Genomic DNA, 26,199 nt, shown 5'->3' on the forward strand with positions numbered 1-26,199 from the left:
ACCGCGCTGAAACGCGCGAACACCCTGGCAGGTCCAGGCCACTGACGGCTTTCTCGCCAGCCGGAGACTCGCCTCATGATCCGCTCCCCATCCGTCCGTGAGGCGCGCACAGCTTCCGACGCCACCCCGCCATCCTCCGAGCCACACGCTCCGCCGATCGATCATGCATGGCCCGATTGCTTCAAGCGGCTGCAACCCCACCAAGTGGTGGATGGCGCCACCATCGGCGAGTGTGTCCTGGCGCTGCAACAGTTGGAAGCCGGAAGTGAAGCGCATACCGCCATGCGCGAATCACTGGTCCAGGGCATCGCCATGGCGAGCGAAATTCGGATTCCCATACAAGCTCAGCATAGGTCTGCCGTCGAGGCGGCCCGTCAGGCCCTCGCCAACGGTGAGCTGCGTGACCCCCCAGCCGACCGATGTCGCTCTGCTGGCGTGCAATTGGCCTTGGACTGGGTCGCCGCGTGCTGGAAAGAACTGGGGACGCGCGATCTCGGCCACTCGCGCGCCGCGTACATCATCACCAAGCCGGTCCCCGTCCCAGAAAGGCTGACAGAGTCCGCCACCTTCACCGTCCCCATGGAACTGGTCGCCAACGACGTGGGGGCGGCGAATAGGGGCGTTAAGCTACCAGGAAGGTTGCTCGCGACCACCAAGGCGGCCGTGAACGAGCCGCATCGTCCGTGGCTGGCGCTTCGAACCAACGACTTCGGTCAGTTCACCTGCGAATTCGCCGCGGTTTCGCCCCGGGAAGTGCAAGCTCACAAACATGTCCAGGACGCCATGGATATGTTTCAGAGTGCCCTCTATGACGCCCATGAGGCTTCTGAATCCCTGGGCGAAGCCATCGCACGCTTCAACCGGAATATGCCTGCAGACGAGCAGCTGAATCTTGTTGAATCCGAGGGGCATTCAGGGAGCCACCGTTTGGCACGGCAGGCCGACCAACTGCGCAGCCTGGCGGGGGTGGTGAAATTTGACTATCAAATGCTCGCTGGGGACTCCGGGGATGGCGCCCTCCTTGACCAGAGATTGGGGATTGATCCCGACGCCCAGGCGTGCCTGAGTTTTGCACGACGCAAAGCCGCTGAGATGGAGCCATCGCTGCAAGGGCAACTCAGTGACGGAAAACTGCCCCCTGGCAACTATCGCCCCGCAGTGGTGAGAGGCTGCATTGTCCAGATGATCATGGAGGCGGCGGCCCGCGGGGAGGATGGGGTCGCCAAAGACAACGGAGCAAGAGGCGGCCGCTCCTGGCAGTTCCTCACCCCCATCGACACAGCACGCATGCTGCTGCATCCCATGGAACGGACGGCGGTCGATGCGTTTATGCAGCTCGCGTCCGAAGCGACGCGCGCCGAAAGTTCCAGCCCCGCCCGTAAGCCGTCCCGCGAGGAATGGCAGGTCTCAATGGAGACGGCGATTCCGCGTTTGAGCCTGTGTCTCACGCATCGGGCATCAGGCGATCCGAGCGCATCGCCTGGCGCGAGCGTGAGCGGCGGTCCGATATCCGCACCGGCGCAGCGCCCCCACCAAGCTGACCCGCACGCCCCCCACAGCAGGCACTTGCCACTCCCGCCTTTCGCACCTCTGCCGCGAAGTGGTGCCGTGATCCGCTCCCCGTCCGACGCCATCCCGGCATGGCCTGCTTGGGGCAGCCAGCCAGCCCGCCGGCAGGAGGCCCCCTGTCTCAATCAGCTGAATCCTCGCGTAAAGCTCGACGCCGGGGGGCCAAGCCTGGACACCTTCGCCAAGCCTGTCCCCGTCTCAGACATGCTGGTGGAGTGCAGTGCCGTCACGCTCCCCCTGTCCCTGGTCGGCAACGACGTGCAAGCGACGACGTCAGCAACCCTGCTCGCGACCACCGGAGACGGCCATGCACCCAATCGTCCGAGGCTGGAGTTGCGAACCAACGATCAAGGACAGCTCATGGTCGAAGCCGCCCCGGTTTTGCCTCAGGACACGAGCGCGCACCGACGTGTCCAGGAACTGCAGGGAATCCTTCAGGATGCTCTCCACGCTGCCCAGGCGGATGGAAAATCCCTGAGCCTTGCTGTCGATTGCTACAACGAGAAGGTGCAGCCGGAGGAGCGACTGCGGCTTGTGGCAAGCGGCACACTTTCAGCCCACCAAGGTCTGGCCGTCGAGCTCGAACAGCCTCGCCGCGAGACGACCTTGTTGAGGTTCAACTATGGTTGGCTCGCTGGGGACTCGCGCGAAAGCCGCGCCCTTGACCAGAGGGTGGAGAAAAATCCCGACACGTGGGGTCACCTGAAAGTTGCACGCAAGCAAGCCCGCGAGGCGGAGTTCGAGCTGAGAGCGCAAATGATCAAAAACCAAAAATTTTCCGGGAGCAGTTATCGCCCCGCCGTGGTGAGAGGCTGCATCGTCCAGATCGTGATGGAGTCGATAGCCGACCGGGAGGATGAGATCGCCAAGGAAGAGGAAGTACAAGTTACGCGCTCCTGGCAGTTCAATACCCCCATCGCGCGGCTTCGCGAGTTGCTTCACTCCGTTGAACAGGCCGTGGTAGATACGTTTATTGGCTCCATAAAGAGACCCGCGAGGAGTGCTGCCTCCGCCCCTGAGCCGCCCCCCAATGAATCGCCTGGCACCACGATCGGAACGGACATACCGCGAGCCTGCCTTCGTATCACCGACCTCAAGGTAGGCGATACGGGAGTCGGCCCACGCAGCCTTGCGATGCTCGAAGCGCTGGAGGGTAGCGCAGGCGCGCGTTCACCGACCGACGCCATCCTGCATGGACAGCCACCGGCCAAGCGCGCCAGGAACGAATCGCCGAGGCGCGACCACTGACGAGCACCACCTTGTCCGTTGGAGTAGGTCAAATGCACAGATTGCCAAGCCTGGGCGCGCGCGCACCGCAGGATCTTGCAGCGGCTTCGCCGCATTCCGGGGCGAACGCACCGGCCTTGCCGGCCTCGGCCATCCCCAGTTGCTTTGATTCCATGGAAGACAATCAGTGCTTGCAGGGTGTCGCGATCGGTGAGTGCCTCATGGCCCTGCGAGAGCGCCGCCACCAAGGGCGGGACGATCGCGCGCTGGCTGAGCGGCTCTACGGCAACATCGCCACCGCAGATTCCATCATCCTGCAGGTAAATGGTCGCAATTGGCAAACTCTGTTCGAGGCCGGGCGGGCACTGAAGGGCGGAGCGCTTCAGCCCGACAAGTGGCCGGCAGCACCGTCTTCGGGCCTGCGGCAGAGCTACGAATGGGTGGCACGGCAATGGGAATTGCTTCTGCCATCCCAACCGGTTCAGGGCAACGACACGTTGCGGGTCATCCTGACGAAACCACGCCCCGTGATTGACCTCCCCTCGGTGACCATCGACATTCCGCTGGGCCGGCAACTGGTGAACAAATCAGTGCCGCCCGGCGCCGTACTCGCGCAGACCACTGCGCTCAACATGGCCGGTCAGCCGCGCTGTCAACTGGTGCTGCGCAAGGACCGGATGCTGGCGCTGGTGTCCGGGCAGTCCCACAACAACTACCCCGACAGCCTGAGTGCTTGCCAGGCCGAGCAATTGGCAGCCATCACCGCGCTGGACGCGAGCCCCACCCTGCGAGCCTTCGTCGCGCGCTACAACGCCTCCAAACACGGTACGTCCAAGCTTCAATTCAGCGGGATTGGAACTCAGGACCTGGTCCAAAACGCCGCACTGAGCCCCCTCCCCCCCCTCAGCCACCTGGAACGACGGCTGCAATGCAGCTATAAGGCCCTCGGCGAGTACACCGATGCTGCCAAAAGTGATGCCCTCAAGTCCCTGATCCCGCAGTTTCCGGAGGTTCATGAGCGGTTGAAGGCGGCCTGCCTGACGGCGAAAGCCCTGGAACAGCGCCACTTGCACAAAGCTGCCAATACCTGGCCCTCGGGCAGATGCGGGACACGGCCAGGCTTGCTGCAGGGGTGCGCAGCGCAGTTGCTCATGGACACCGTCGCGGCGGTGGAACGTCGGGCGGGGGCCACCACCCAACGGGAGGGCTGCGCCAATTTATGCTTCAACACACCGCTGGCGCGGACGGCATCCCTGCTGCGTCCCTTCGAACAGGCTGTGCTGCAGAGCATGTGCACAGACATTTCCGCAGTCAGTGATTTCGTGAGAAAGCATTTGACGAGTACACAATGCGACGCCGTTCGCGAAGCCCATGGCACCATCACCAAACTGGTGAAAGAGTTGCTGGCGGCAACGCATGCGTCAGTAACAGCCGCCATCAGCAGCCGGTCTGGCAGGCCCGCTGAGACGAATGCGCCCCCCGGTGATATGGCATGGCCCAACATCGGCATGCACTCGGGCCTGCCGATGGCGATCCTGTCCCTGAGGAGTCCGGCCGCCCATGTGACGGCTGAAGCGGCGAGGCCCCGGCCCGCCAGTCCGACCGCCACCGCCGGGCAGGCCTATCTGGACGCGGCGCAGCTGCTCAAGTCCTTCGACGCAAGCCTGGACGCAGCCCTGGAGCAACCCGCCTGGCTGCAGCAATTCCTGAATGGCGAAGCGCCGTTCTCGCGGGACGACTCCGGCCCGCAAGCCCTGCCCTATACCCTGCCCAATACGCCATTGGGGAACCCGGTGCCTGCCGCCCATAAGACGCCCGGCGTGACGCGGGCCAACCTGGCGGACCGTACAGACCCGGGCGGCCGCTCAGGCCGTCAGGCAGCACCGCCACTCACCGCCGCCAACTTCCAGCTGCGCATGGACCAGTTTGTCAGCGAGATCAAGACCCCCGGCAACTGGGAAGGGTTCAGTGCGGAACTGGGGCCGCATTTTCTCGTCGATTGCCAGGCCTGGCCAGGGCATCGGTCGCTGGAGATCGTGGACCGCGAGACCGGGCAACTGAGGGCGAAATTCGGAAACACCTCGCCTGGCGTCACGCCTGCCATCGTCGCCCTGAAAAACAGCCACTACAGCCCCGTGCTGAACGGCAGGCTCCTCACGGCCCCCACCAATGGGGACTGTTTCTACTACTCAATACTGATGGCGCTCGGGAAAGCGGATGGCCCCGCCTTGCTGGACACCATCGGCGTCCCTCCGGACGGTTCGATGGCGCAGGCCACGAAAGCACTGAGAGAGCACTTCGGCGGACACCTGGACTGGAACCGCGACGATTACGAGCAAGCGATCATCAAACTGTACAGCGAGGTGGAAAGTTGAGCGCACACCGCGCCAGGCGTGAAAACCTGGACAAGCTCAGCGCAGAAGGTTGACACCGACCTGCGCAAATCTCCCCTGTGTCTGTTCAAAATCCCAACGCTCCACGCGCCACTCGGCCTCCAGCCGGATCAGGTTGACCGAGTTAGTCACGTCTGCACGCACGCGGGTGCTGAGCGCGGTGCCCGCCTGCACGGCCCACATCGGCCGGGCCAGGGAGGGCCATCGCTCGCGAAGCGCCACCACAAAAGGCAGGTGAATATGGCCACCGATGATCAGGTCCGCCCCTGCCTGCGCCCAGGCCGCCACCGCAGCCTCATGCCCGCGCAGGAGGTTGACCAGGTCGCTATCGCGCGTCACGGCGACCGGCTGGTGCACGGCAATGACCCGGCAACGCCGGTCGGCAGCGGCTCGCAGTCGTTCTGTCACACGGGCAATCTGCACCGTTGACACCTCACCATGCTTGTGCCTGTACCAGCGCGTGGTGTTGAGGGCCAGCACACAGACCTCGCCGTCGTCGAATTCGCCCTCCAGCGCAGGCTGGAAATGGCGCTGATAGCGCCGGTAGGGATGGAGGCAACGGCTCCAGAGATCGAAGAGCGGGATGTCATGGTTACCGGGAATTGCGAGCTGCGCCCGGGGCTTCAGGCGGTCCACGAAGGCCCTGGCAGCACGAAATTCCGGCACGCGGGCGCGCTGCGTGACGTCGCCCGTGATGAGCAGCAGATCCGGTGCCCGGTCCCGCCAGAGTTGCTCCAGCGCCGCCAGGACGGCCGGACGTTCGGTGCCGAAGTGCGGGTCAGAGACCTGCATCAGCAGGGTCATGATGCTTGCTCCGCCGCGCGCTCGGGCGCGAGGCCGGCCGGACGAATCAACATCAGCGGCTGCGGCGCCACTTCGAAGGTGAGCGGCAGATTCATCCAGACGATTTCCCCATCGGTGGCCACCTTCACCCGCCGGCCACCGAATCGGCGCGCCTGCACCGTCAGACGCTTGAACGAAAAATCGACCAATTCGTCCGCCGCGCCCAGGCGCCCCAGCAGCCCGCGAAACAGTAACGTCAGCAGCGCCATTCGACCGACCGGACGCACCGCCACGCCGGCCAGCCGCCCTTGGTCGATCGCATGGGACTCCGGCAGGCCGACCTGCTCCATCTGGAGGGCGTTGTTGCCCACAAAGAGCGTGGGCGTGCGCAAGTCACGCGGTGCGCCCGGCGCATCCGGCGCATCGAAAGCCAGCCGCAGTGACCGGTGGCCCTTGAGCAAGGTGACGATGCCCGCACCCAGCGCCACCAGGCGGCTGCGGCCGAATTGCTGCTTCCAGGTCTCACGGTCCTCCAGCAGCTGGGGATACAGGCCCAGGCTGGCATTCACGAGAAAGGCACGGCCGTTGACCAGGCCGACCTGCACCGGACGTGGGGACTCCTCCAGCAAGGTGCGCATGGCCTCGCCGATCTCCGCCGAGATGCCATGGGTGCGGCTGAAGTAGTTGAAAGTGCCGCGTGGCAGCACGCCATAGGCGCAGCCACTGCCCAGCGTGGCCTGCGCCACGGCACTGAGCGTGCCGTCGCCCCCCGCCGCCACGACCACGCCGCCTTCCGCCTGGGCGCGACGCACGGCTTCCTCGGCGATCTCCATGAGCCGATCGGGCGAATCAACGGTGAGCAATTCGGCACGGCGGCCATGGGCGGCACAGGCCGATTCGATCTCCCGGCGCACCTCGTCACGATCTCCTCGCCCGGATGCCAGGTTGAAGACGACAAACAGTGGCGGCGCCGTCATTGGCGAAGGGGGCGCGTTATCAGCCTGCATTCATGCGCACCTCAGCCGTCTCACCGAGTTTCTCCGGCGGCTCACCCGTCACCACGCTTTTGGCCATCTCGTAGAGCTGGGTGAGCTTGCTGGCCTTCACATCCCAGTAGCTCGCGTGGGTGATCTTGACTTGCACCAGGGCCAGATCGGGATCGTCCACGCCATTCGGAAACCACGCCTGCGCGGCCTTGCTCCACAGCGCCTCCCGCTTGGCGCGGTCTTCCACCACTGTGGCTCGACCGGAGACGGACACGTAGTGGTCGGCATCGGTATTAGCGTAACTCACGTTGACCACCGGATCCTGAGCCACGTCAGACAGCGGATCGCCGGAGCGGGACATGAAGAACCAGAGCGTATCGTCTTCATCGACCGACCGGTTCTGCGTGGTCATCGGGCGGGAATGCAGATGACCATTGGCGTGACGGGTGGTGAACATCGCAAACCGCGTGTCCTTGATGAGATTCCACAGCTTGTGGCGGCGATCGGCCTCGTCGGCCGGCGTGACGGTACGTGAGACAGACATGGCAGGGCTCCGTTGATGATGGCCCTCATGTGGCAAGGGGCGTGCCCTTGAAATCTCTCCTTCGCGCGAAACGCTGCACGGGCGGCCCGGTTGCGTGCCACCGCAGGCCCACACGGCTCACCCAGGGCTTTTTATGATGCCAACAGCCTGGCCGCCCGGCCTCGCCACGTCCGCCGCCGTTGTAGTAGTTGCATGAGCCATCGTCACGACCTTCACGTCCAGCCGGTTCGATCCGAACAAATCCTCCAGACTTCTCGCCAATGCCAACCGCTGCGCCTGCATTCGGTGGTGCGTTCGCTGCGCCTGCGTTCGGTGGACCCGCGTTCGGTGGGACTGCGTAATGCGGGCATGGGCGGCCTGATGTCGCTCCTGGCGACTGCCGGCTGGGCTGCGGGCGGCCATCATGCGGTGGACGACGCGGCCCTGCTGGATCCGGGGCAGTGCCAGGTGGAAGTGTGGCAGGAGCGCAGCGATGCCGGCACCTTCTGGCTCAACCATGTGGGGCCGGCCTGTCGTTGGGGCGGGCTGGAGTGGGGCGTCAACCTGGACACCCTGCACCAGGCCGATGAGAGCCCACAAACCTACTTCGGGCCGCAGCTCAAATGGGCCGTGCCGCTCAGCGAGCGCGTCAGCGTGGGCGTGGCGGCCGCCAGCAACTGGAATAGCCGAGACATCCGCTATGCCGGCAGCACGGTCGTGGTACCGGTGACGTGGCAGGCCGCCACCACAGTGGCCCTGCATCTCAACCTCGGGGTTGATCAACACCCCGGCGCCGGATCCCGGGCACGCCGGGGTCTGGCCGCGGAGTGGTCGCCATCGATGCGTTGGTCCCTCGTCGCCGAGCGCTTCGACGACCATGGTGAGCGGCGCTGGCGCGCCGGTGCGCGTTATCTGGTCAGCGACCAGGTGTCGCTCGACCTGAGCCGCGCCGCCCACCTCGGGCCCGACACACGACCGTGGTGGGCCCTCGGTATCAACTGGGCATTCAGTCCAGGCGCACGTTGAGACGCAGCCAGGTGACCGTGCCCTGGGGACGATTGCGCACCGCGAATTCCTGCATGGTCTTGAGGTCGATGCCCCAGTTGCCGCTCTCGGCGACATAGGCGATGACCGGGCCAGCGGACAGGGCCTGCACCTTGTTCTCGCCCGCCGTGCCGCCGGTGTCGGCAGTGAACTGCTTCAGCACATAACCCTGCAGGCCCAACTGCCATTGGTCGTTCAGGCGGTACATGCCCGTCCAGTCGGCGTGCAGGTATTGGCCGGACTTCACGCCGGTATCGTCGTTGCGCGTGTTGAACGAGTAGGTGGCGCGCATGCCGATGGAGAAACCGTTTTCCCAGGCGCGAGTGGCGACCAGCAGCGGCTTGAAGGTCCAGTATTTACCGGCACCGGTGTTGACCACGCGGTTCTTGTCGTAGTCCCCCAGCGGCGGGTTCATGGCCACACCGGCCACCACGCGGGATTCGTCCTGCTGCCAGTCGATATAGGCAGCGACTTCCGGATCGGCCAGGCCCGTGTGGCTGCCGGAGCGCAGGGCGCTGGCGGCGGCCAGGGTGCTCTTGACCGCAGCGGTCACCGCTTCGGAGGTGCCGGCCGGCAGCGCGGTGGCCAGCGAGACATGCGTGGTCTGATGGACCATCGGCAGCGCGGCGGAGAAACCCAGATGCCCGTCGAACAGGACCTGCTCGCTGACAAAGGTGACACGCGGCACCAGCACATCGGCACGCACGCTGCCGTTGACGGTGAGCGGCAGTGTGCCCAGGCCAGGCACGGTGGCCGAGCTGGTGGGCGTGTTGCCATTGGCATCACGCAGCTTGGTCGCTTCATAGTGCTGCGCCCAGATCTGGCCATACCAGCCCGGGAACTGCGGTGTGGCCAGCTCATACGACGGAGCGCCCAACAGGCCACGCACCTGGCTGTTCTCGGTGGCCCAGGTGGTGCCAGCGATCAGGCACAGCACGGCAGCCGCAGTTGCGCGGCGATGAAGCGAAATCATCCTGAAAATCCCTCGAAGGTTTGTTGTCTCGATCTATCTATGGTCCGCGAAAGTGCCGATTTCATCAGTGCTGATCGGCATTTCTCGACGTTGCGCATCATGCCGATGCGCTGCCGATGGCGGCGTGCCATACGTCACGAGGCGTATCAATTAGAGGCACACCCCCATAGCGCAGGGCTGTCGCGGCGCGTGCGCTTCCGCTGTAATTCACGGCCGGAATGCCGATTCCATCGAGCATCCCGGGGGGGCACCCACTTTTGTGAGGGGCCCCCAATAGAAAAGAACACGACATCACCCACCATTCGAGGAGCACTATGAACCGTCGTCATTTCCGTGCCATGGCCGTTGCCATCGGCCTCAGCGCCCTGACCACCCTGACATTCGCCGAAGTGGATGTGGAGGGCTACAAGTTCCAGGACACGGAGACAGTGCTCGGTCAGAACCTGCTGCTCAACGGTGCCGCCACGTCGAGCATCCTGTCCACGCGCTCGACCGCTGTGGGTTTTTACCTGCCGAAGAAGCAGACGACGATGGAAGGCGCTGTCGCTGAAAAGGGGGTCAAGCGCATTCAGTTCTACATGCTGCGCGATGTGTCGGCACGTGACCTCTCCAACGCGATGCTGGACCGGATTCGGCAGAACGCGCAGGAGGAGTTTGCGAAGAACATCATCCAGACCTCGCAACTGGGGATGGTGTTTGGCACACGCTCGAAACTGCTGAAAGGCGAGCTGGTGACCATCGACTACAACCCGGCCAAGCAGAGCACGGAGTTCGCGGTGAACGGGGCGAAGATGGGCGACACGATCGAAGGGGAGAGCTTCTTCCCGATGATGATGAAGGTGTGGATCGGGCCGAAGGTGCGGGGGAGCACGCGGGATGGGTTGCTGGGGGCGGTGGCGAAGTAATTGACTGCCAAGGTCGGCGTGCTGGACTGCCGTTTAGGGTCGGCGCGCTGGAGTGCAGTGGTCGACGCGCTGAACTTCTACGGTCGGCGCGCTGGATTGCGAGGGTCGGCGCGCTGGACTGCGAAGGTCGGCCCGCTGAACTGCGAGGATCGGGGCGCTGGACTGCGAAGGTCGGCGCGCTGGACGGCCAGGGTGGCGTGCTGGACTGCTACGGTCGGCGCGCTGGGCCGCCAGGGCGCGGGGCCTTTGCCTTCGCAAAAACCCCGCGCCCTGCCGTCCTCGACCCACTCGCTGTCGGCATCGAAAGGACGGCGCGTCTGCCTGGATGTCGTCCGTGCTTCCCGGGGAACCTCTGCACAGTCTGTGGATTGCGGGGCAGATTCCATTGCCTCAATGGGGTCTATGGCGGGATAGCGCTTTCTTTGTCCATTCATTGGCAGTGTTTCATTGCATATCGCTATGACACACATAAATGAAAGCGATGCGCTGTCTGCTTGATGGACGTTGTCCGCCAGGATACGAATCGATGAAACGCACTGACGTTCTCCTCTGAAAACGACGCCATCTGGCGCTCACGCGCTCGTGGGTCAACCGCGCCTGGCAGGTGCCAGCGTCCTCTGTTGCTGACACTGCATGGGTGGGCAACCCCACACAAGCAGTCATCACGGCAGGGCAAGGGGACTTGAACGCAAAAGTGCCAGCAGTAGCATTCGCAGCCCCAGCCAATGACAAGAACCGCGACAAAGCGGTTCATCGCCAGGGAGACTGCCATGTTTGCTTGCAAAGCCCCTCACCATCAGGGTCGTCGCGGTCGCAAAGGGTTCGCCCTGCTTGCCGCCCCCATGCTGCTGGCCACCATGCCGGCGGCCATGAGCGAGACACCCAGTCCCGCATCGAGCTACGCGCCGGTGGTCATCACCGAGCCGTTCGACAGCGTGGTCAAACGCATGAGCGCCGCCAAACCCGGCATCGCGAAACGGCAATCCGATCTGCTCTCGCAACGCTACGACCTGGCCAACCGGCCCGCCCAGGACGCCACCATGTCCAAAGGCAAAGCCGTGCAGGACGGTGTGCGCGTGCGCCTGCCCCGCGGCGTGACCTGGGAACAGCTCGCCGCCATGAGCCCCGAAGAGATTCGGAACAAGGACCTGTTCCCGCAAGGCTTCCTGCCCCTGCCCCACCCCAACCATCCCGAAGGGGGCATGCTGTTTCCAAAATTCGTCATCGACGAGATCAAGCGCCAGGAGATCGACCGGGACCTGACCCGCTTCGACCTGGATTACGACCTGCCCGACCACTTCATCCCGGAATTCCCCGCCCCCATCTTCCTGACCACACGGCCCGACCTGGGCGACGTGTCCAAGGGGGAACTGGTCACCATCAACAACTACTTCCGGTTGTTCAACGGGGTGCTCAATCCGAAGCAGCTCGAAGGGCTGCGCCTGCTGGTCACGCCCTTCCCCCAACAGCAGTTCAACCAGACGGAGGACCGCCGCAGCCTCAAGCCCAGCCGGGGCGTGGCCTGCCTGGACTGCCATGCCAATGGCCACTCGAATGCCGCCACCCATCTGGTGGGGGACATCCGGCCGCAGGAGTTCCGCCACCGCCTGGATACCCCCAGCCTGCGCGGCGTGAATATCCAACGGCTGTTTGGCTCACAGCGGGCCTTGAAGTCAGTCGAAGACTTCACCGAATTCGAGCAGCGCGCCGCCTACTTCGATGGCGACCCGGTGATCGCCACCAAGAAGGGTGTGAACGTCCTGGAACGCGGCAGCCAGGTGCACTTCATGGGCGAGTTCCAGGCCCTGTTGGACTTCCCGCCCGCCCCCAAGCTCGGCATCGACGGCAAACTGGACCCCAAGAAGGCCACACCCGCCGAAATGCGCGGCCAGCAACTGTTCTTCGGCAAGGCCAATTGCGCCAGCTGCCATGCGCCGCCCTATTACACCGACAACCTGATGCACAACCTGCGCACCGAACGCTTCTTCAAGCCGCAGATGATCAACGGGCGCATGGCCAACATGGATGGCCCCATCAAGACCTTCCCGCTGCGTGGCATCAAGGACTCCCCGCCCTATCTGCATGACGGCCGCCTGCTGACGCTGGACGACACGGTGGAATTCTTCAACGTGGTGCTGGAAACCAAGCTGACGGAGCAGGAGAAGAAGGACCTGGTGACCTTCCTCAAGCAGCTTTGACGCAGGAAAGCGCCCGCAGCAAACCTCAAGCCCTGGGCGCCTGAAAAACGCCCAGGTCAGCAAACGCCATGCAAAAGCCTAAGGCTTCAGCCAGACGGTCACCGCATGCAGCAGCAGGCCGATGGCGCCGCCCACCAAGGTGCCATTGAGCCGGATGAACTGCAGGTCTCGTCCCACGCTGAGCTCGATCTGGCGGACAAGACTGCGGTCGTCCCAGGACTTGACCGTGGAGGCAATGTGTTCGGTCACGCCATGGCGCATGCGCGAGACCAGCGAACCCGCCGCCGACAACAGGTGGTCGTTGATGGCCTGGGTGAGCGACTCGTCCTGCCCCAGGCGCCGGGCCAGGCCCGCCAGGGCCTGGGTGAGGTGGCGCATCAATGCGGAATCGTCGCGGCGGATGTCCATTTCGATGCTGGCTCGCACCTCCACCCACAGACCGTCCAGGTAGCTGCGGACGTCCTGGCTCTGCACCACACGGTCCTTGAGTGCGTTGATGTCGCCGGCAAAGACCTCATCTTCACGCAGGCGGCTGATGAAGCTGCGGATCCAGGCATCGAACTCCCGCCGCACGGTGTGCTCGGGGTGCGACAAGGCCTCCTGCACCTCCTCCACCAGTTGCAGGGCCAGCTTGTCGGACAGGCTGTCGGCCATCTTGTCCACGCTGCTCAGCGCATCCACCACCGAGGTGACCTTGGGCCACTGCGCCCGTGAGAACTTCACCAGCCGCGCCGCCACCAGCCCGCGCACCTCCGGCGTGGCCAGGTAGTCCCGCAGCTTCTCCAGTGCACCGTCCAGCACCTGCTGGTGGCGGCCTTCGTCGGTCAGCACGTCCAGCACGCTCGCGGCCGTGGCGGTGGCGTTCCAGGACAGCGCACGTTGCACCAGAAACTCGCCCATGGCCCGGCGGACCGACTCCTCGTTGAGCAGGGACAGGGCCTCCAGCGCAACAGTGCGAGCGGTTCCGGTGACCTGTGCCTGATGGGCCGGAGAGGCCAGCCATTCCCCCAGACGCTTCGCCGGGTTGAAGACCTGGAGCTTGGTGAGCAGCGCTTCCGGATGCAGAAAGTTGTCGCGCACAAATGCAGCCAGGCTGTCAGCAATGCGGTGCTTGCCTTGCGGGATCAGCGCGGTGTGCGGAATGGGCAGGCCCAGCGGATGCCGGAACAGCGCCGTCACCGCAAACCAGTCTGCCAACCCACCCACCGTCGCGGCCTCGCAGAAGGCCTTGAACCACGCCCAGGCGCCCTGCCCCCCCATGGCCACACTGAGCGCCAGCCCGGCCAAGGCCAACAGCAGCACCGCCAGGGCGGCCAGCTGCATGCGGCGGAGATCGGCCTGGCGGGTGTCCGCGTCGATCATGAACCGCAGAGGTCGCCTTGCAGGTCGGAGGCGCTCAAGGTCCGCGCATGAGGGGCGTCATGGGCTCGGGTGAACCAGGCCATCAGTCCCGTCTGGAAACCCAGCATGGCAATGAGGGTCGCCATGGCCCAGGTCTTGAGCGACGCCGCCGTCTTGTGGACATCCGCCCGCAGCTCGGCGATGTCAGCCTTGGTGGCCTGCCCCAGCACGGCCATCTCCGCCTTGGTGACGCACTCGAGCTTGTCGAGATCGGCCTTGGTGGCCAGGGTGGGGATGACGGCATCCCACTTGGTTTCAAGGGCGGTCAGTCGGTTGTCCATGCGCTACTCCTGCGTCGGGTCACGGCGCTGTGCATGAGGTGTTGAGGCGGGTGTCCGGTTCGGACGCCCGTGGGTAGCATTCAACATGGGCCCCTTGCGCTTGAAAAGTTGTCGGGCCGCTCTGCATCCCGGATCGGTCAAACCTCTGCGGCATTTTGACGCATCAGAATCCGAAGGCCAGTCGCAGCCCGCCCCAGTGTCGGCCAGCGACGGTGATGGGGGCGGACGCTTCCTTGAGCAACACGAACTGGCCGCCCCCCATGTCGCGCCGATAGGTCTGCAGCAGGAAGGGGCGCTGGTTGCGGGCCGAGGCCAGGCCGGTACGGTCGTTGAAGATGCGCCGGTATCGGCTGTTGGCGGTGTTCCAGGCCGTCTCGCCGGGCCGCTGCGGCTGGCAGTAGCGGCGGTTGTGGGTAGCGACGTAGCCATTGCGGTCCACGGCGATGCAGAACACCACTTTGTCGGAGAAGGTCAGCATCCGTTCCTGCACCTGCGGGAACAGCTTGTCGGCCAGCTCGGTGAAGCGGGTCAGGTATTGCTGCGGGTCGGTGCCCGCGATGGCTTGGTAGGCCTCGTCGAACAGCATGCTGCTGTCGATCCGACGCTCTCGCAGCGCCTGCTCCAGCAAGCCGGACACTTCGAGCGCGGCCTGCTGCACGGCTTCGATGTAGGGGGAGTCGTCCACCGCCACACCGCTGGAAGCGATCTGTTCGATCATCTGTTCGGACAGGCGCAGAAAGCGGTCACTGCAGGCAAAGGCGGATTCGAGCTTGCGCATGGCCTGCTGGATCTCGACGCCCAGTTCTCCTGAGCGGTCCGCCAGTTGCTGCGTGGTGGCCTGGCTTTGCTGGGCCGACCGGGAGATGAGGTCCACATCCGTCTCCACATCCGCGAAGGCGCGGTGGATGGTGCTCTGCCCCGCAGCGCCCTCATGGCCCACCGCGTCTGCCCGCAGCTCACGGCTGAAGGCCTCGATCCGGCTGTCCAGCGTGCCCACCGTACCCATGATGGCCTTGGACGAGGCTTCCACCTGCGCGGCAAGATCCTTGACGGCATCCGCGACCACCCCAAAGCCGCGGCCCGCTTCGCCCGCCCGCTTGGCTTCGACCGAGGCATTGAAGGCCACCAGCCGCGTCTGCAAGGCGATGCGGGTGATGTCGGAGGCGGCGTCGGAGACCTGGCGCAAGGTGGCCACGATGCCACCGACCTCGTCCCCCACCACGGCCAGCGCCGTGCGGGCACGGCCCACGGCGTCGCGTGTCTGCGAGGTGGATTGATTGATGGCGTCCTGCGCGTGCCGGACTTCGTCCAGTTCGCTGCCCAGCGCCTGCATGGCCTGGGCTTGCGAGAGCACCACCTTCTGCGTGTCCTCGAGCAGCCCCCGCACCTCGGCCGCATCACGGCCCAGGCGGGACACGCCGCCGGACAGTTCACGAACGACGCGAGTGGTCTGCTGATAAGGGTCCAAGCCTGCGCCTGCCGTACCCGGTACGGTCGATGCCGCGTCTGGCGTGCCGCCTTTGGTCGGGGCACGCCGGCGCCATGTCTCCCACATTGCTGCCGCTCCTTGAGGCTCCGGGCTGCCCGGGACGGGCGGCCAAGGACAGACCTGCCGGCCCTTTTACCAGTCGCGAAGCTTGACGCGCAAGCGGGCAATCGCCTGACTGTGGAGCTGACACACGCGGGATTCGGTGACCTTCAACACCGCAGCGATTTCCTTGAGGTTCATGTCGTGCTCGTAATACATCGACATGACGTAGCCCTCGCGCTCCGGGAGGTTCTTGATGGCCTCCACCAGCGCCTCGCGCATGCGGTGGTCCCGCAGCATGCTCATGGGGTCGGCGGTGTCGTCACCCACATGGCGGTCGAGGTAATCGTCGTCGCCGTCATCGCCGGAGATGTCTTCCAGGTAGACGAGCTGGGTGCCGCGCACCTTGGACAGCATCTCCTGGTAATCCGCCAGGCTGATGCCCATCTCGTCGGCAATCTCGGATTCCTGCGGCGCACGGCCGAGCTTTTGCTCCAGCTTGTGCACGGCGGATTCGATGGAGCGTTGCTGGCGGCGATTGCCGCGGCTCATCCAGTCCGAGCCGCGCAGCTCATCGAGCATGGCGCCACGGATGCGCTGGGTGGCGAAGGTCTCGAACTGCACGCCTTGCGCGGTGTCAAAACGCGACAAGGCGTCGGTCAGCCCGATCAGGCCGACCTGGATCAGGTCGTCCAGTTCCACGTTCGCCGGCAGCTTGGCAATCATCTGATGTGCCAGGCGTCGCACCAGCGGGCTGTACTGGCGGATCAGCGAGTTGTTGTCGAGTTGGCCCTTGGCGGTATACATGCTTGACTCCAAGACCAGGGACTCAATGAGGCGAGGCCTGCACGCGGCCCGGGTTGGGCTGCCACATGGGGCGCGGGCGCAGCGGCATGGCGTCGGCGGGGCTGTCCAGCGCGGCGCCAGGCACGGAGGCCAGCAGCAGTTCGCGCGCCATGTGGCGCAGCTCGGGTGTGAGCGGCGCCGTGGCTGGCTGCTTCGGGTCGAGGCAGCCCCACTCGCGCAGCACGGCGCCAAGGAAGCCATCGCCGCAACTGGAGAGTTGCTGCGCAATACGTTCGGCCAGGCGCAGTTGCGGCGAGCAGGCCAGCAACAGGCTGTAGACCATCAGGCCGGCGCGCTGGGTCAGCCACTTCATGCCGGCATAGGCGTGGGTGACGCTCTGCACGTCGGTGTCGGCCAGCAGCACCGGTCGCACTTCCCGCGAGACCAGCACGCGGGACAGTTCGGCCGCGCTCGCATGCAGCAGGACAACGTCGGCAAAGGGCGCGGCATCGGTCACGGCCTCCAGGAACTGGGCGGCGGAACCGTTGGCATTGATATAGCGCAGCGGCAGACCGCGCGCGGCCAGGAAGGACACCTTGGACGACAGCGGCTCGACACAGGCGGCCAGGTCCACTGCGGCCAGTTCGGAGGCGGCGACGGCCTGTTCGCCGGCGTCCACGACCAGGGTGTGCAGGCCGAGCTCGCCGAAGGCGGCGCACAGCCCCTCCAGCAAGGCCCCGCTGCCCACCACATGCGGGTTGCTCACCACCGGCACCACACGCACCCGGGCGGTGGCGAAGAGTCGGCGCAGGCCGTCGGCCTGGTCCTTGGGAGCATTGCTGTGGCTCATCGGGTCGCGCATGGGCTGCTCTGTCTTCTGCTTTCCGTTACCGGAAGTTTCGCTGTGAGTACCGGGTCGCCATACCGAATTGAACGGGCAAAACACCCTGCATTTCAAGTCGATCCGGTGACGGTCGGAGGGCATTCCTCTGCTGATGCGGGGGGTCGTGTCCCGCCAGTCAGCGACAAGGATCGCTGGCTGGTCAGTTCAGACCCATCGAGGAAGCCGTTTTCGCCGAGGCACCGAGACCGGTGCCGGCAGCAAAGATCAGGTTCACGTCCGAGGCATCCATGCGCCAGGCAGACTGGCCATGGCTGCGCAAGGCGCGTTGCACCAGGGCTTGCGACGACAGGCGATGCCAATCTTCCGGCACACGCTGGCCGTTGGCCACACCAATCACGCGCAGCTTGTGACGGATCACCGTATCCAGCGCCGGGGCCAGCTTCACGGCCTCGTCGATCTTGGACAGGATCACGCCCTGGGCTTCGCTGCCGCGCCAGGCCTGGACCACGTCTTCGATGGTTTCGCCCTGCTGGGCGGAATTCACCACCAGCAAGCGCTTGATGCTCTTGTGGGCCAGCATGTCCAGCAGTTCGGCGGTACGGCTGTCGCGCTGGGCGGTGCCGGCGGTGTCGATCAGGACCATCTTCTTGCCCGACAGCAGCTCCAGCAGGTCTTCCAGCGAGGCGCGGTCATGCGCGGTGTGCACCGGCACGCCCAGGATGCGGCCGTAGGCGCGCAGTTGCTCGTGGGCACCAATCCGGTAGGCGTCCAGGGTGATCAGGCCGAGCTGGCTGGCACCGTACTTGGTGGCAAAGGCCGCCGCAATCTTGGCCGTCGTGGTGGTCTTGCCCACGCCCGTGGAGCCGATCAGGGCAAACACACCGCCCTGGTCTTCCAGGGGAGGCATCTGCTCGGCGGTGGCGACATTGCGCGACAGCACGTTGGCGGCCCAGGCGGTGCCTTCGGCTTCCTCGGTGGCTTGCGCCGGCAGGCCGTCCACCAGCTTGCGCACCAGGCCCGGGGAGAAACCGGCATCCAGCAGCTTCTGGGTCAGGCGGGCCTGCGTCGGCTGGCGTTGCAGCTTTTCCATGAAGGCCAGGGCGCCGAAGCGCTCTTCGATCAGGCCCTTCATGGCGCGCAGTTCGGTCATCATTTCCTGCTCGCGGCGAGCCGGCATGCTGTCCATGCTGGGCACGCCGAAGCCACCCAGGTCGGGGGTGTGCTGCATCGCGGCCTGCTGGACACGGATCTCGTCGCGCAGCACCGGCGGCACGATACGCGGCGCAGGCTCAGGGTGATAGGCCGGCGCTTCATCGACACGGCGGGCACCCAGGGTCTGCATGGCGCTGCGGGCGCGCTGGTCGCGGGCCTGCACCATGGAGGCCACGGATTCCTGCATGGCGGCCGGGGCGGGCTCGTCCATCATCGGGTCGGGCTGGCCGTTCATTTCGGCGGCGCGGCGCTTGAGCATGCGTTCACGCACATAGTCCTGGAAGGACAGCGTGCTCATGGCCATGGCGTTGACGTCGTCACCGATCGAAGGCGGCTGGCCGTGCGAGAAGCCAGGCTCCTGGCGCGGCGCCGACAGACGCTGCTTGATGGCCTGGCGCGGCTGCGGCTCAGCATGCGCGGCGCGCGGGGCAGCCTGAGGCGCCGTCCGGGGGGCAGCGACGCGCGGGGCGGAAGCCGCCACTCGCTCGATCTGCGACATCCCCTCCGGCGCCATGGCCAGCACCTCCACCCCTTCGGGGCAGGGCTTGTTGGACAGCACCACGGCTTCGTCGCCAAAGGCCTGGCGGACCAGGCTCATGGCTTCGCGGGTGTTGCGGGCAGTAAATCGCTTGACGTTCATGCCGTGCCTCCGATGATGGAGCCGATGCGGATAGTGTGCGTTTCCGGGATCTCGCTATGGCCAAGCACCTTCAGACGCGGGGCAGCGCGCTTCAGGAGCCGGGCCAGGGGGGCGCGGATCAGGTCGGGTACCAGCAGACAGGCAGGCAGGCCACGGTCTTCCTGAGACTGGGCGGTCTGCGCGGCGCTGCGGGCCAGCGTGTCAGCCACGCCAGGATCCAGTGCAGCACCGTGCGGGGAATTCAGGGCCTGTGTCACCAGGCGCTCCAGTTCGGGTTCGAGGGCAATGACGTCCAGTTCTTTCGCCGGACCGTAGATCTGCTGCACGATCGCCGGAGCGATGTGAATGCGGATACGACGGGCCAGTTCGGCCGGATCCGAGGTCTGGCTGGCGTTTTCGGCCAGGCTTTCCACCACGGAACGCATATCGCGGATGTGCACGCCCTCTTCCAGCAGGAACTGGAGGACTCGTTGCAGGTTGGCGATATTGACCATTTTGGGAATCACGTCTTCAATCAACTGAGGCGCTTGCTTGGTGAGGTGTTCCACCAGCTGCTGGGTTTCCACTCGGCCCAACAATCGGGCCGCGTGAACTTGCATCAAGTGTGAGAGATGTGTGGCCACGACGGTCGCGCAATCAACGACCGTAAAGCCTGCCATTTGTGCCATTTCCCGTTGCCGGTCTTCGATCCAGACCGCCGGGAGGCCAAAGGCGGGGTCGGTGGTTTGCGTACCGATCAGTTTTTGGGTCGCGTGACCCGGGTTGATCGCCAGCCACATGCCCGGGTAGGCCTCGGCTTCGCCGATGACGGCACCGCGCAGGGTGACGCGGTACTGGCTGGGGCGCAGTTCGAGGTTGTCGCGGATGTGGACGGACGGGGGCAGGAAACCGACGTCTTGCGCAAACTTGCGGCGTACGCCCTTGATGCGGCTGAGCAGGTCGCCTTCGCGGCTCTTGTCGACCAGGGCGATCAGGCGGTAGCCGACTTCCAGGCCCAGGGTGTCCACCGGGGCGACGTCTTCCCAGCTGGCTTCGGCGTCCGGGTTGGGGGCACCCGCCGTGGGGGTGGCCGCCTTGGCCGCAGCAGCCGCCTGCGTCTCCTTGGTTTCCTTCTGCTTCATCCAGTAGGTCAGGTAGCCCAGGCCACCGGCGATCAGCAGGAAGACCAGGTGCGGCATGCCCGGGATCAGGCCCAGGACGGCCACCACGCCGGCGGTGATGCCCACGGCCTTGGTGGAGCCGAAGACCTGCTTGCCGATCATGGCGCCGACATCCTTGTCCTTGCCGACGCGGGAGACGACCAGGGCGGAGGCCACCGAGATCAGCAGCGCAGGCACCTGGGCGACCAGGGCGTCACCCACGGCCAGCAGGATGTAGCTGTCAGCGGCCTGGCCGGCGGACAGGCCGTGCTGGGCCACGCCGATGATGAAACCACCGACGATGTTGATGAACAGGATCAGGATGCCGGCCACGGCATCACCACGGACGAACTTGCTGGCACCGTCCATGGAGCCGAAGAAGTCGGCTTCGTCGCTGAGTTCGGCGCGGCGGCGCTTGGCTTCCTTTTCGTCGATCAGGCCAGCGGAGAGGTCCGCATCCACGGCCATCTGCTTGCCGGGCATGGCGTCCAGCGTGAAGCGGGCACCGACCTCGGCGATCCGCTCCGCACCCTTGGTGACGACGATGAAGTTGATGACCACCAGGATGGCGAAAACAATCAGGCCGACGGCGAAGTTGCCGCCGATCAGGAAGTGGCCAAAACTCTCGATCACCTGGCCGGCGGCGCCAGCCCCGGTATGGCCTTCCATGAGCACGACGCGGGTGGAGGCGACGTTCAGGGACAGCCGCATCAGGGTGGTGAGCAGCAGCACGGTCGGGAAGGCCGCGAAGTCCAGCGGCCGGACCATGTGCGAGGCCACCATCATGACCATGATGGCCATGGCGATGTTGAAGGTGAAGAACAGATCCAGGGCGAACGGCGGCAGGGGCAGCACCATCATCGCCAAAATCATCATGACGGCGATCGGCGCACCCAGCGCGCCAATAATCGCGGCGCGGGGTCCGAGGAGGTTCTGCAAACGGGCCAGGAGCTCGTTCATGGTTCAGCCTTCTTGAATCTGCGTCAACGTTGAGGGGCGGCTTCAGCGAACAGGTCGTCCTGTTCGTCTGCCGGAGGGGTCCAGCCCGGCTTCTTGTGCGGATCGAGGTCGTCCGGCACGCTCGGGTTGGGCGCTTCGTTCGGGGTGGCACCGCGGCCGGCCATGGCGGCCTTCAGCTGGTACACATAGGCCAGCACCTGGGCGACCGCGCCAAAGAGAGCGCCAGGGATTTCGCGGTCGATCTCGGCGTGGGCGTACAGGGCACGGGCCAGGGCGGGGGCACGCAGCACCGGGACCTTGCTGTCCTTGGCGATGTCGCGGATCTTGAAGGCCAGCAGGTCCAGGCCCTTGGCGACGACACGGGGCGCGCCCATCTTGGTCTCGTCATACTGGATGGCGACGGCATAGTGGGTCGGGTTCATGACGACCAGGTCGGCCTTGGGCACGGCGGCGAGCATCTGGCGCTTGATCAGCTCGCGGGCCTTGTGGCGCATCTTGTGCTTCATTTCAAGGTTGCCTTCGGCTTCCTTGAGTTCGTTCTTGGCTTCCTCGCGCGACATCTTCAGGCGCTTCATGTACATGAAACGCTGCAGGGGCAGGTCGATGGCCGCGAACATGAACAGCGCGATGCCCAGCAGCATCATGCCGCCCATGAGCTGCTGGCCGGCGAAAGCCAGGGCTGCAGGCAGGGGCACGGACATGATGCCGACGAAACCAGCCACCCGATCCTTCAGGGCCAGGGCGCCGATGACGCCAAGGACGAGGCTGAGCAGGCAGGCCTTGAGGGCCTGGGTGAGGTTCTGCCACTGGAAGAGGCGGCCAAATCCGTTGATGGGATTCAGGTGGGTGAACTTGGGGGCCAGCGGCTTCATGGTGAAGTTCCAGCCGCCGCCAGCCAGGTGGCCGGCGATGGCGGCTACCGCCAGGATCAGCAGGCCGGGCAGCACCAGGGCAAAGGCCTGCCAGGTCAAGCCGGACAGGCGCTCGGTCATCATGCCGGCGGTGCGCAGCTGTTCGGCATCGAAACGCAGGGAGCCTTCCAGCATGTGCTGAAGCGTCGCCACCGTCGAGGGCGCCGTGGACGCAATCAAGGCACCACCGGCCGCCATCACGGTGAAGTGAGGCAGGTCACGGGAGCGCGGCAGTTGCCCTTCCTTGCGAGACCTTTCGATCTTCTTCTGCGAGGCGGGTAAGTTGCGGTCTTGTGCGTCTTGGTCGGCCATGGGCGGGGTGGTCGTCCACAGCACCATGCCGTGGCCCCGCCATTGTTCGGCTTAACGGGGGCTGGCTTTAGGCAGATAAGGGGGAGAAAACCGGTGGTTCTTCTGGCTGAGAAGCTGCCGGATTCTCGCGTTCGAGGGCCGCGTTCGCGTTCGCGTTCGCGTTCGCGGATCGGACCGGACCGGACCGGACCCGGGCCATGTTCGGAGATCGGAGCGCGGGCGGCGTGCCCTGAAAATCGGGCGCGCGAGTCCGGAGGTCTTGAGGGCTTTGCCCTCAAGACTCCCCTCCGGTGCTCAAAATTCGGGGCGGGCCCAACTCGCTTCGCTCACCTTCGGCTCGCTCCGCTCAAACAGCCGGTCCCTCTAGTCAGTTAACGAAGCGCGCTCCGCGCGCCCCCCCCCGAATTTCTCCGCTCCTCAGCTCCTCCCACGCACGCCCGATTTCCAGGGCACACCACCCGTCCACCACCGAGATCCGCCGCCAATTTGCAACTCCAACTCCCGGCGTAAACCCGAAGTCGCGTTGGGAAATCTGGGCGTGACGGGGTGCCGTGTCGGCGCTTGCTACGCGGACCACGGCGCGAGGGCCTCAAAGCCCTCAGAACACCGAGGTTTTAGAAGCCTAGGGACGCCAGGAGGTCATCCACTTCGGACTGGTTCGATACCACGTCCGTACGGCCTTCAGGGTTCACCACCGGGCCTTGCAGGATGTTGTGGTCCACCTTCTCACGCTGCTCAGGCGGCACCACCTGCAGCAGCAGCTTGACCAGGCTGTCCTCCAGGTCATTGGCCAGCGTCACCACCTTGGCCACCACTTGGCCCGTCAGGTCATGAAAGTCCTGCGCCATCATGATGTCGGTCAGGTGGGTATCGATCTTGGAGGTCGAGCTCTCGACTTCCTTCACGAAGTTGAAGACCGCACCCGTCGCCACCGCCTTCACCGGATCCGCCGTGATGGCCTGGGCCATCGCGTTGGCCGCAGCAGAGATGCGTGCATGCTCCGCCTTGGCCTGATCCACCGAGTTCAGCACCTTGTTGGCGGCATCTGCCGTCTTCGTGGCGATATAGGTCAGACGGCTGCGTGCGTCCGGCAAGCCGTCCGTGGCCACCTGCAGCTTGGGCATCACGCCCAGTTGTTGCATCGTGTCGTGCAACACGCGGGTAATCGTGCCGATCTGCTGGAACACATCCGGCGATACGGCCAACGGCTCAGTCCCTTGACCCAGTTTGGCCAATTCTTCCATCTGCATGGTGGTACTCCCCAACGCGTCAGGCCGCAGCGGCCAGTTTCTGCATGATCTTCTGGACTTTTTCTTCCAGCGTGGCCTTTGTGAAGGGCTTGACGATGTAACCCGCCGCACCACTCTGCGCCGCCAGCACGATGTCTTCCTTGCGGGCCTCGGCCGTCACCATCAGCACCGGCAGATGCTTCAGCGTGGCGTCTTCCTTGATGGCCTTGAGCAGCTCAAAACCATTCATGTTGGGCATGTTGATGTCGCTGACGACGAAGTCGTATTTCGCCTGTTTCAGCATGCTCAGGGCCTCAACGCCATCTTCTGCCTCTTCGGCGTTGTTGTAGCCGATCTCCTTCAGCAGGCCACGCACAATACGGCGCATGGTCGAGAAGTCGTCGACGATCAAGAATTTCATGTCAGTGCTCATGGCGTTCCTCTGAGGGGACTGGAGGGCTTAAGGCGATTTCTTTGGAATCGGAAAGACATCTGCGAGCTTCATCGGCCCTCAGGTGCCGAACTCGAGGCCATCGGTGCGCTGGCCCCATCACTCGGTGCATCTTCCTCATCCGTGAGGTTTTTCAGGACCGCATCCTCAGCATCGCGATTCATCACAATGATGCTGATACGGCGATTGACCGGGCTTTTCGAGTCCTTGGTGTCGAGCAACTTGCTGGACGCCAGACCCTGCACTCGCAGGACCCGACTGTCCGGCAGCCCGCCAGCCAACAACTCGCGTCGCGAAGCATTGGCACGATCGGCGGACAACTCCCAGTTGCTGTATCCACGCTCACCACCAGAAAACGCCTGTGAGTCCGTGTGCCCCTCCAGCGTGAGCCGGTTGGGCACCTCGGACAGCACACCGCCGAGTTCCTGGAGCAGCTCGCGCATATACGGCTTCACCACGGCACTGCCACTGTCAAACATAGGACGATTATTCTCGTCCACGATTTGGATACGCAAGCCCTCGCGGGTCATGTCAAGACGGATTTGTCCACCTAATGCCGCAATTTTTGGGTTGTCGGCAATGATTTTCTCCACCTTGTCCTTGAGTTGTTGCAGCCGTACCCGCTCCGCACGACGTTGCTCCTCCTTCAAGGCCTTCAAATTGATGGTTTTTCTGGGGGATTCCACATCGCCGGCCTTGACCTGGCCCGTCTGGCGCGTCAGGTCCTGCCCCCCACCCTTGATGATGTGGGAAGCATCCCCGGAACCGGAGCCACCAAACATCGCCACCTTCAGCGGCGAGGCGAAATAGTCGGCAATACCCTTCTTGTCGCCTTCGGTCGTGGAACCGAGCAGCCACATCAGCAGGAAGAAAGCCATCATCGCGGTCACGAAGTCCGCATAGGCAATCTTCCACGCACCCCCGTGAGCAGCATGGCCGCCCTTCTTGATGCGCTTGATGATGATGGGCTGAAGTTTCTTGGCGTCTCCGGCCATGGAAATTCCTTCCGCCTTCCGATTACTTCTTGCCCTTCACGTGACCTTCAAGTTCCGAGAAGGTCGGACGCTCCGTCGAATACAGGACCTTGCGGCCAAACTCGATGGCGACTTGCGGTGCATACCCCTGCATCGACGCCAGCAACGTGGTCTTGATGCATTGCAGTTCCTTGCCGGCCTCATCCACCTTGGCCTCCAGCGCACCCGCCAGCGGCTCCGCAAAAGCATAGGCCAATAAAATGCCAAGGAAAGTGCCCACCAGCGCCGAGCCGATCATGCCGCCCAGCACGGCCGGGGGTTGCCCCACCGAGCCCATGGTGTTCACCACCCCCAGCACCGCCGCCACAATTCCGAAGGCGGGCAATCCGCCCGCCAGGCGCTGCAAGGCCTGCACCGCCAGGAAGGCTTCGTGGTGATGGGTGTCGATTTCGGCATCCATCAAGGATTCAATCTCGTGCGCGTTCAGGTTGCCCGAGACCATCATGCGCAGGTAATCCGTGATGAATTCCGCAACGTGGTGGTCGTTGCCGACCGTGGGGTACTTCTGGAACAGCGGTGAGCTGTGTGGGTCCTCGACATCCTTTTCGATGGACATCAGACCCTCCTTGCGGGCCTTCTGCAGGATGTCGTAGAGCAAGGCCAAAAGCTCCATGTAGCGGGCCTTGGTGTATTTGCTGCCCTTGAAGCACTCGCCCAGCCCCTTCATGGTGGCCTTCATCACCTTGGGAGGATTGGTGGCGAGCATGCCGCCGATGGCCGCGCCGAAGATGGTGGTCATCTCGAACGGCAGCGCATGCAGCACCACGCTGATATTGCCTCCGTGCGCGATGAACACGCCGAAGATGCAGGCCATAGCCAGCACCCAACCGATGATGACAAACATGGAATTCGTTCCGTCCTAAAAATCTG

21 protein-coding genes are annotated in these 26,199 nt (G+C 64.6%); 5 read left to right on the forward strand and 16 right to left on the reverse strand.

Going from position 1 to position 26,199, the window contains the following annotated elements:
• The first annotated feature begins 75 nt into the window (after positions 1 to 75).
• Complete coding sequence (locus tag BMY53_RS17160; RefSeq protein WP_143074114.1) at positions 76 to 2,817, forward strand: hypothetical protein; 2,742 nt, start codon at positions 76 to 78, stop codon at positions 2,815 to 2,817.
• 152 nt (positions 2,818 to 2,969) lie between these two features.
• Complete coding sequence (locus tag BMY53_RS17165; RefSeq protein ID WP_092947710.1) at positions 2,970 to 5,171, forward strand: hypothetical protein; 2,202 nt, start codon at positions 2,970 to 2,972, stop codon at positions 5,169 to 5,171.
• Between the two features lie 36 nt (positions 5,172 to 5,207).
• Here the strand turns inward: BMY53_RS17165 and BMY53_RS17170 are convergent, their stop codons facing one another.
• From BMY53_RS17170 to BMY53_RS17180, 3 genes are read right to left on the reverse strand one after another with little or no spacing between them, the layout of a single operon-like run.
• Positions 5,208 to 5,993: a metallophosphoesterase family protein gene (locus BMY53_RS17170; protein WP_092947711.1), complete on the reverse strand. Its 786-nt coding sequence runs from the start codon at positions 5,991 to 5,993 to the stop codon at positions 5,208 to 5,210.
• Positions 5,990 to 6,979, reverse strand: a complete 990-nt coding sequence (locus BMY53_RS17175) for a diacylglycerol/lipid kinase family protein (protein ID WP_092947712.1) — start codon at positions 6,977 to 6,979, stop codon at positions 5,990 to 5,992. The genes BMY53_RS17170 and BMY53_RS17175 overlap by 4 nt, the downstream gene beginning before the upstream one ends.
• Positions 6,969 to 7,502, reverse strand: coding sequence for a pyridoxamine 5'-phosphate oxidase family protein (locus BMY53_RS17180; RefSeq protein ID WP_092947713.1), 534 nt, complete (start codon positions 7,500 to 7,502; stop codon positions 6,969 to 6,971). Before BMY53_RS17180 ends, BMY53_RS17175 begins: the two co-directional genes overlap by 11 nt.
• Before the next feature lie 192 nt (positions 7,503 to 7,694).
• Between BMY53_RS17180 and BMY53_RS17185 the strand changes: the two genes are divergently transcribed.
• Positions 7,695 to 8,507, forward strand: a complete 813-nt coding sequence (locus BMY53_RS17185; RefSeq protein WP_143074115.1) for a hypothetical protein — start codon at positions 7,695 to 7,697, stop codon at positions 8,505 to 8,507.
• Here BMY53_RS17185 and BMY53_RS17190 read toward each other — a convergent pair.
• Positions 8,488 to 9,498 carry a SphA family protein gene (locus BMY53_RS17190; protein ID WP_092947715.1) on the reverse strand — a complete coding sequence of 337 codons (1,011 nt, stop codon included), beginning with the start codon at positions 9,496 to 9,498 and terminating at the stop codon, positions 8,488 to 8,490. The genes BMY53_RS17185 and BMY53_RS17190 overlap by 20 nt on opposite strands.
• 314 nt (positions 9,499 to 9,812) lie before the next feature.
• Here BMY53_RS17190 and BMY53_RS17195 point away from each other — a divergent pair, with 314 nt between their 5' ends.
• Together BMY53_RS17195 and BMY53_RS17200 are read left to right on the forward strand one after the other, a co-directional pair.
• Positions 9,813 to 10,403 carry a chalcone isomerase family protein gene (locus tag BMY53_RS17195; protein WP_092947716.1) on the forward strand — a complete coding sequence of 197 codons (591 nt, stop codon included), beginning with the start codon at positions 9,813 to 9,815 and terminating at the stop codon, positions 10,401 to 10,403.
• 770 nt (positions 10,404 to 11,173) lie between these two features.
• The gene (locus tag BMY53_RS17200) at positions 11,174 to 12,601 is read left to right on the forward strand and encodes a hypothetical protein (protein WP_218151253.1); all 1,428 of its coding nucleotides are present in this window, start codon (positions 11,174 to 11,176) and stop codon (positions 12,599 to 12,601) included.
• A 78-nt stretch (positions 12,602 to 12,679) separates the two neighbouring features.
• Here BMY53_RS17200 and BMY53_RS17205 read toward each other — a convergent pair whose 3' ends face one another.
• The 12 genes from BMY53_RS17205 to motA form a co-directional block, all read right to left on the reverse strand.
• Positions 12,680 to 13,963 carry a DUF445 domain-containing protein gene (locus tag BMY53_RS17205; RefSeq protein ID WP_092947717.1) on the reverse strand — a complete coding sequence of 428 codons (1,284 nt, stop codon included), beginning with the start codon at positions 13,961 to 13,963 and terminating at the stop codon, positions 12,680 to 12,682.
• Positions 13,960 to 14,283, reverse strand: coding sequence for a hypothetical protein (locus BMY53_RS17210; protein WP_092947718.1), 324 nt, complete (start codon positions 14,281 to 14,283; stop codon positions 13,960 to 13,962). The genes BMY53_RS17205 and BMY53_RS17210 overlap by 4 nt, the downstream gene beginning before the upstream one ends.
• A 163-nt stretch (positions 14,284 to 14,446) precedes the next feature.
• Complete coding sequence (locus BMY53_RS17215; RefSeq protein WP_092947719.1) at positions 14,447 to 15,838, reverse strand: methyl-accepting chemotaxis protein; 1,392 nt, start codon at positions 15,836 to 15,838, stop codon at positions 14,447 to 14,449.
• A 66-nt stretch (positions 15,839 to 15,904) separates the two neighbouring features.
• Positions 15,905 to 16,618 (reverse strand): RNA polymerase sigma factor FliA, encoded by a 714-nt coding sequence (locus BMY53_RS17220; RefSeq protein WP_092947720.1) that lies wholly within the window; start codon positions 16,616 to 16,618, stop codon positions 15,905 to 15,907.
• A gap of 22 nt (positions 16,619 to 16,640) precedes the next feature.
• Positions 16,641 to 17,459, reverse strand: coding sequence for a MinD/ParA family ATP-binding protein (locus BMY53_RS17225; protein ID WP_092947721.1), 819 nt, complete (start codon positions 17,457 to 17,459; stop codon positions 16,641 to 16,643).
• Positions 17,460 to 17,640: 181 nt separating this feature from the next.
• Positions 17,641 to 19,293, reverse strand: coding sequence for a flagellar biosynthesis GTPase FlhF (flhF, locus tag BMY53_RS17230; RefSeq protein WP_092947722.1), 1,653 nt, complete (start codon positions 19,291 to 19,293; stop codon positions 17,641 to 17,643).
• Positions 19,290 to 21,392 (reverse strand): flagellar biosynthesis protein FlhA, encoded by a 2,103-nt coding sequence (gene flhA / locus BMY53_RS17235; protein WP_092947723.1) that lies wholly within the window; start codon positions 21,390 to 21,392, stop codon positions 19,290 to 19,292. Before flhA ends, flhF begins: the two co-directional genes overlap by 4 nt.
• A 23-nt stretch (positions 21,393 to 21,415) precedes the next feature.
• Positions 21,416 to 22,615 (reverse strand): EscU/YscU/HrcU family type III secretion system export apparatus switch protein, encoded by a 1,200-nt coding sequence (locus tag BMY53_RS17240; protein WP_092947795.1) that lies wholly within the window; start codon positions 22,613 to 22,615, stop codon positions 21,416 to 21,418.
• A 614-nt stretch (positions 22,616 to 23,229) separates the two neighbouring features.
• Positions 23,230 to 23,865, reverse strand: coding sequence for a protein phosphatase CheZ (locus tag BMY53_RS17245; protein WP_092947724.1), 636 nt, complete (start codon positions 23,863 to 23,865; stop codon positions 23,230 to 23,232).
• Between the two features lie 19 nt (positions 23,866 to 23,884).
• Positions 23,885 to 24,277 carry a chemotaxis response regulator CheY gene (gene cheY / locus BMY53_RS17250; protein WP_092947725.1) on the reverse strand — a complete coding sequence of 131 codons (393 nt, stop codon included), beginning with the start codon at positions 24,275 to 24,277 and terminating at the stop codon, positions 23,885 to 23,887.
• 68 nt (positions 24,278 to 24,345) lie between these two features.
• Positions 24,346 to 25,290 (reverse strand): flagellar motor protein MotB, encoded by a 945-nt coding sequence (motB, locus tag BMY53_RS17255; RefSeq protein ID WP_092947726.1) that lies wholly within the window; start codon positions 25,288 to 25,290, stop codon positions 24,346 to 24,348.
• A gap of 22 nt (positions 25,291 to 25,312) precedes the next feature.
• Positions 25,313 to 26,173 carry a flagellar motor stator protein MotA gene (gene motA, locus BMY53_RS17260; RefSeq protein ID WP_092947727.1) on the reverse strand — a complete coding sequence of 287 codons (861 nt, stop codon included), beginning with the start codon at positions 26,171 to 26,173 and terminating at the stop codon, positions 25,313 to 25,315.
• Positions 26,174 to 26,199 lie beyond the last annotated feature (26 nt).

Source organism: Roseateles sp. YR242 (assembly GCF_900109745.1).
Lineage (GTDB): Bacteria > Pseudomonadota > Gammaproteobacteria > Burkholderiales > Burkholderiaceae_C > Roseateles.

Bases quoted from the DNA above. Each gene is read 5' to 3' on its own strand.
- BMY53_RS17160 (WP_143074114.1), top strand. From the start codon at position 76: ATGATCCGCTCCCCATCCGTCCGTGAGGCGCGCACAGCTTCCGACGCC.
- BMY53_RS17165 (WP_092947710.1), top strand. From the start codon at position 2,970: ATGGAAGACAATCAGTGCTTGCAGGGTGTCGCGATCGGTGAGTGCCTC.
- BMY53_RS17170 (WP_092947711.1), bottom strand. From the start codon at position 5,993: ATGACCCTGCTGATGCAGGTCTCTGACCCGCACTTCGGCACCGAACGT.
- BMY53_RS17175 (WP_092947712.1), bottom strand. From the start codon at position 6,979: ATGCAGGCTGATAACGCGCCCCCTTCGCCAATGACGGCGCCGCCACTG.
- BMY53_RS17180 (WP_092947713.1), bottom strand. From the start codon at position 7,502: ATGTCTGTCTCACGTACCGTCACGCCGGCCGACGAGGCCGATCGCCGC.
- BMY53_RS17185 (WP_143074115.1), top strand. From the start codon at position 7,695: ATGAGCCATCGTCACGACCTTCACGTCCAGCCGGTTCGATCCGAACAA.
- BMY53_RS17190 (WP_092947715.1), bottom strand. From the start codon at position 9,498: ATGATTTCGCTTCATCGCCGCGCAACTGCGGCTGCCGTGCTGTGCCTG.
- BMY53_RS17195 (WP_092947716.1), top strand. From the start codon at position 9,813: ATGAACCGTCGTCATTTCCGTGCCATGGCCGTTGCCATCGGCCTCAGC.
- BMY53_RS17200 (WP_218151253.1), top strand. From the start codon at position 11,174: ATGTTTGCTTGCAAAGCCCCTCACCATCAGGGTCGTCGCGGTCGCAAA.
- BMY53_RS17205 (WP_092947717.1), bottom strand. From the start codon at position 13,963: ATGATCGACGCGGACACCCGCCAGGCCGATCTCCGCCGCATGCAGCTG.
- BMY53_RS17210 (WP_092947718.1), bottom strand. From the start codon at position 14,283: ATGGACAACCGACTGACCGCCCTTGAAACCAAGTGGGATGCCGTCATC.
- BMY53_RS17215 (WP_092947719.1), bottom strand. From the start codon at position 15,838: ATGTGGGAGACATGGCGCCGGCGTGCCCCGACCAAAGGCGGCACGCCA.
- BMY53_RS17220 (WP_092947720.1), bottom strand. From the start codon at position 16,618: ATGTATACCGCCAAGGGCCAACTCGACAACAACTCGCTGATCCGCCAG.
- BMY53_RS17225 (WP_092947721.1), bottom strand. From the start codon at position 17,459: ATGCGCGACCCGATGAGCCACAGCAATGCTCCCAAGGACCAGGCCGAC.
- flhF (WP_092947722.1), bottom strand. From the start codon at position 19,293: ATGAACGTCAAGCGATTTACTGCCCGCAACACCCGCGAAGCCATGAGC.
- flhA (WP_092947723.1), bottom strand. From the start codon at position 21,392: ATGAACGAGCTCCTGGCCCGTTTGCAGAACCTCCTCGGACCCCGCGCC.
- BMY53_RS17240 (WP_092947795.1), bottom strand. From the start codon at position 22,615: ATGGCCGACCAAGACGCACAAGACCGCAACTTACCCGCCTCGCAGAAG.
- BMY53_RS17245 (WP_092947724.1), bottom strand. From the start codon at position 23,865: ATGCAGATGGAAGAATTGGCCAAACTGGGTCAAGGGACTGAGCCGTTG.
- cheY (WP_092947725.1), bottom strand. From the start codon at position 24,277: ATGAGCACTGACATGAAATTCTTGATCGTCGACGACTTCTCGACCATG.
- motB (WP_092947726.1), bottom strand. From the start codon at position 25,290: ATGGCCGGAGACGCCAAGAAACTTCAGCCCATCATCATCAAGCGCATC.
- motA (WP_092947727.1), bottom strand. From the start codon at position 26,173: ATGTTTGTCATCATCGGTTGGGTGCTGGCTATGGCCTGCATCTTCGGC.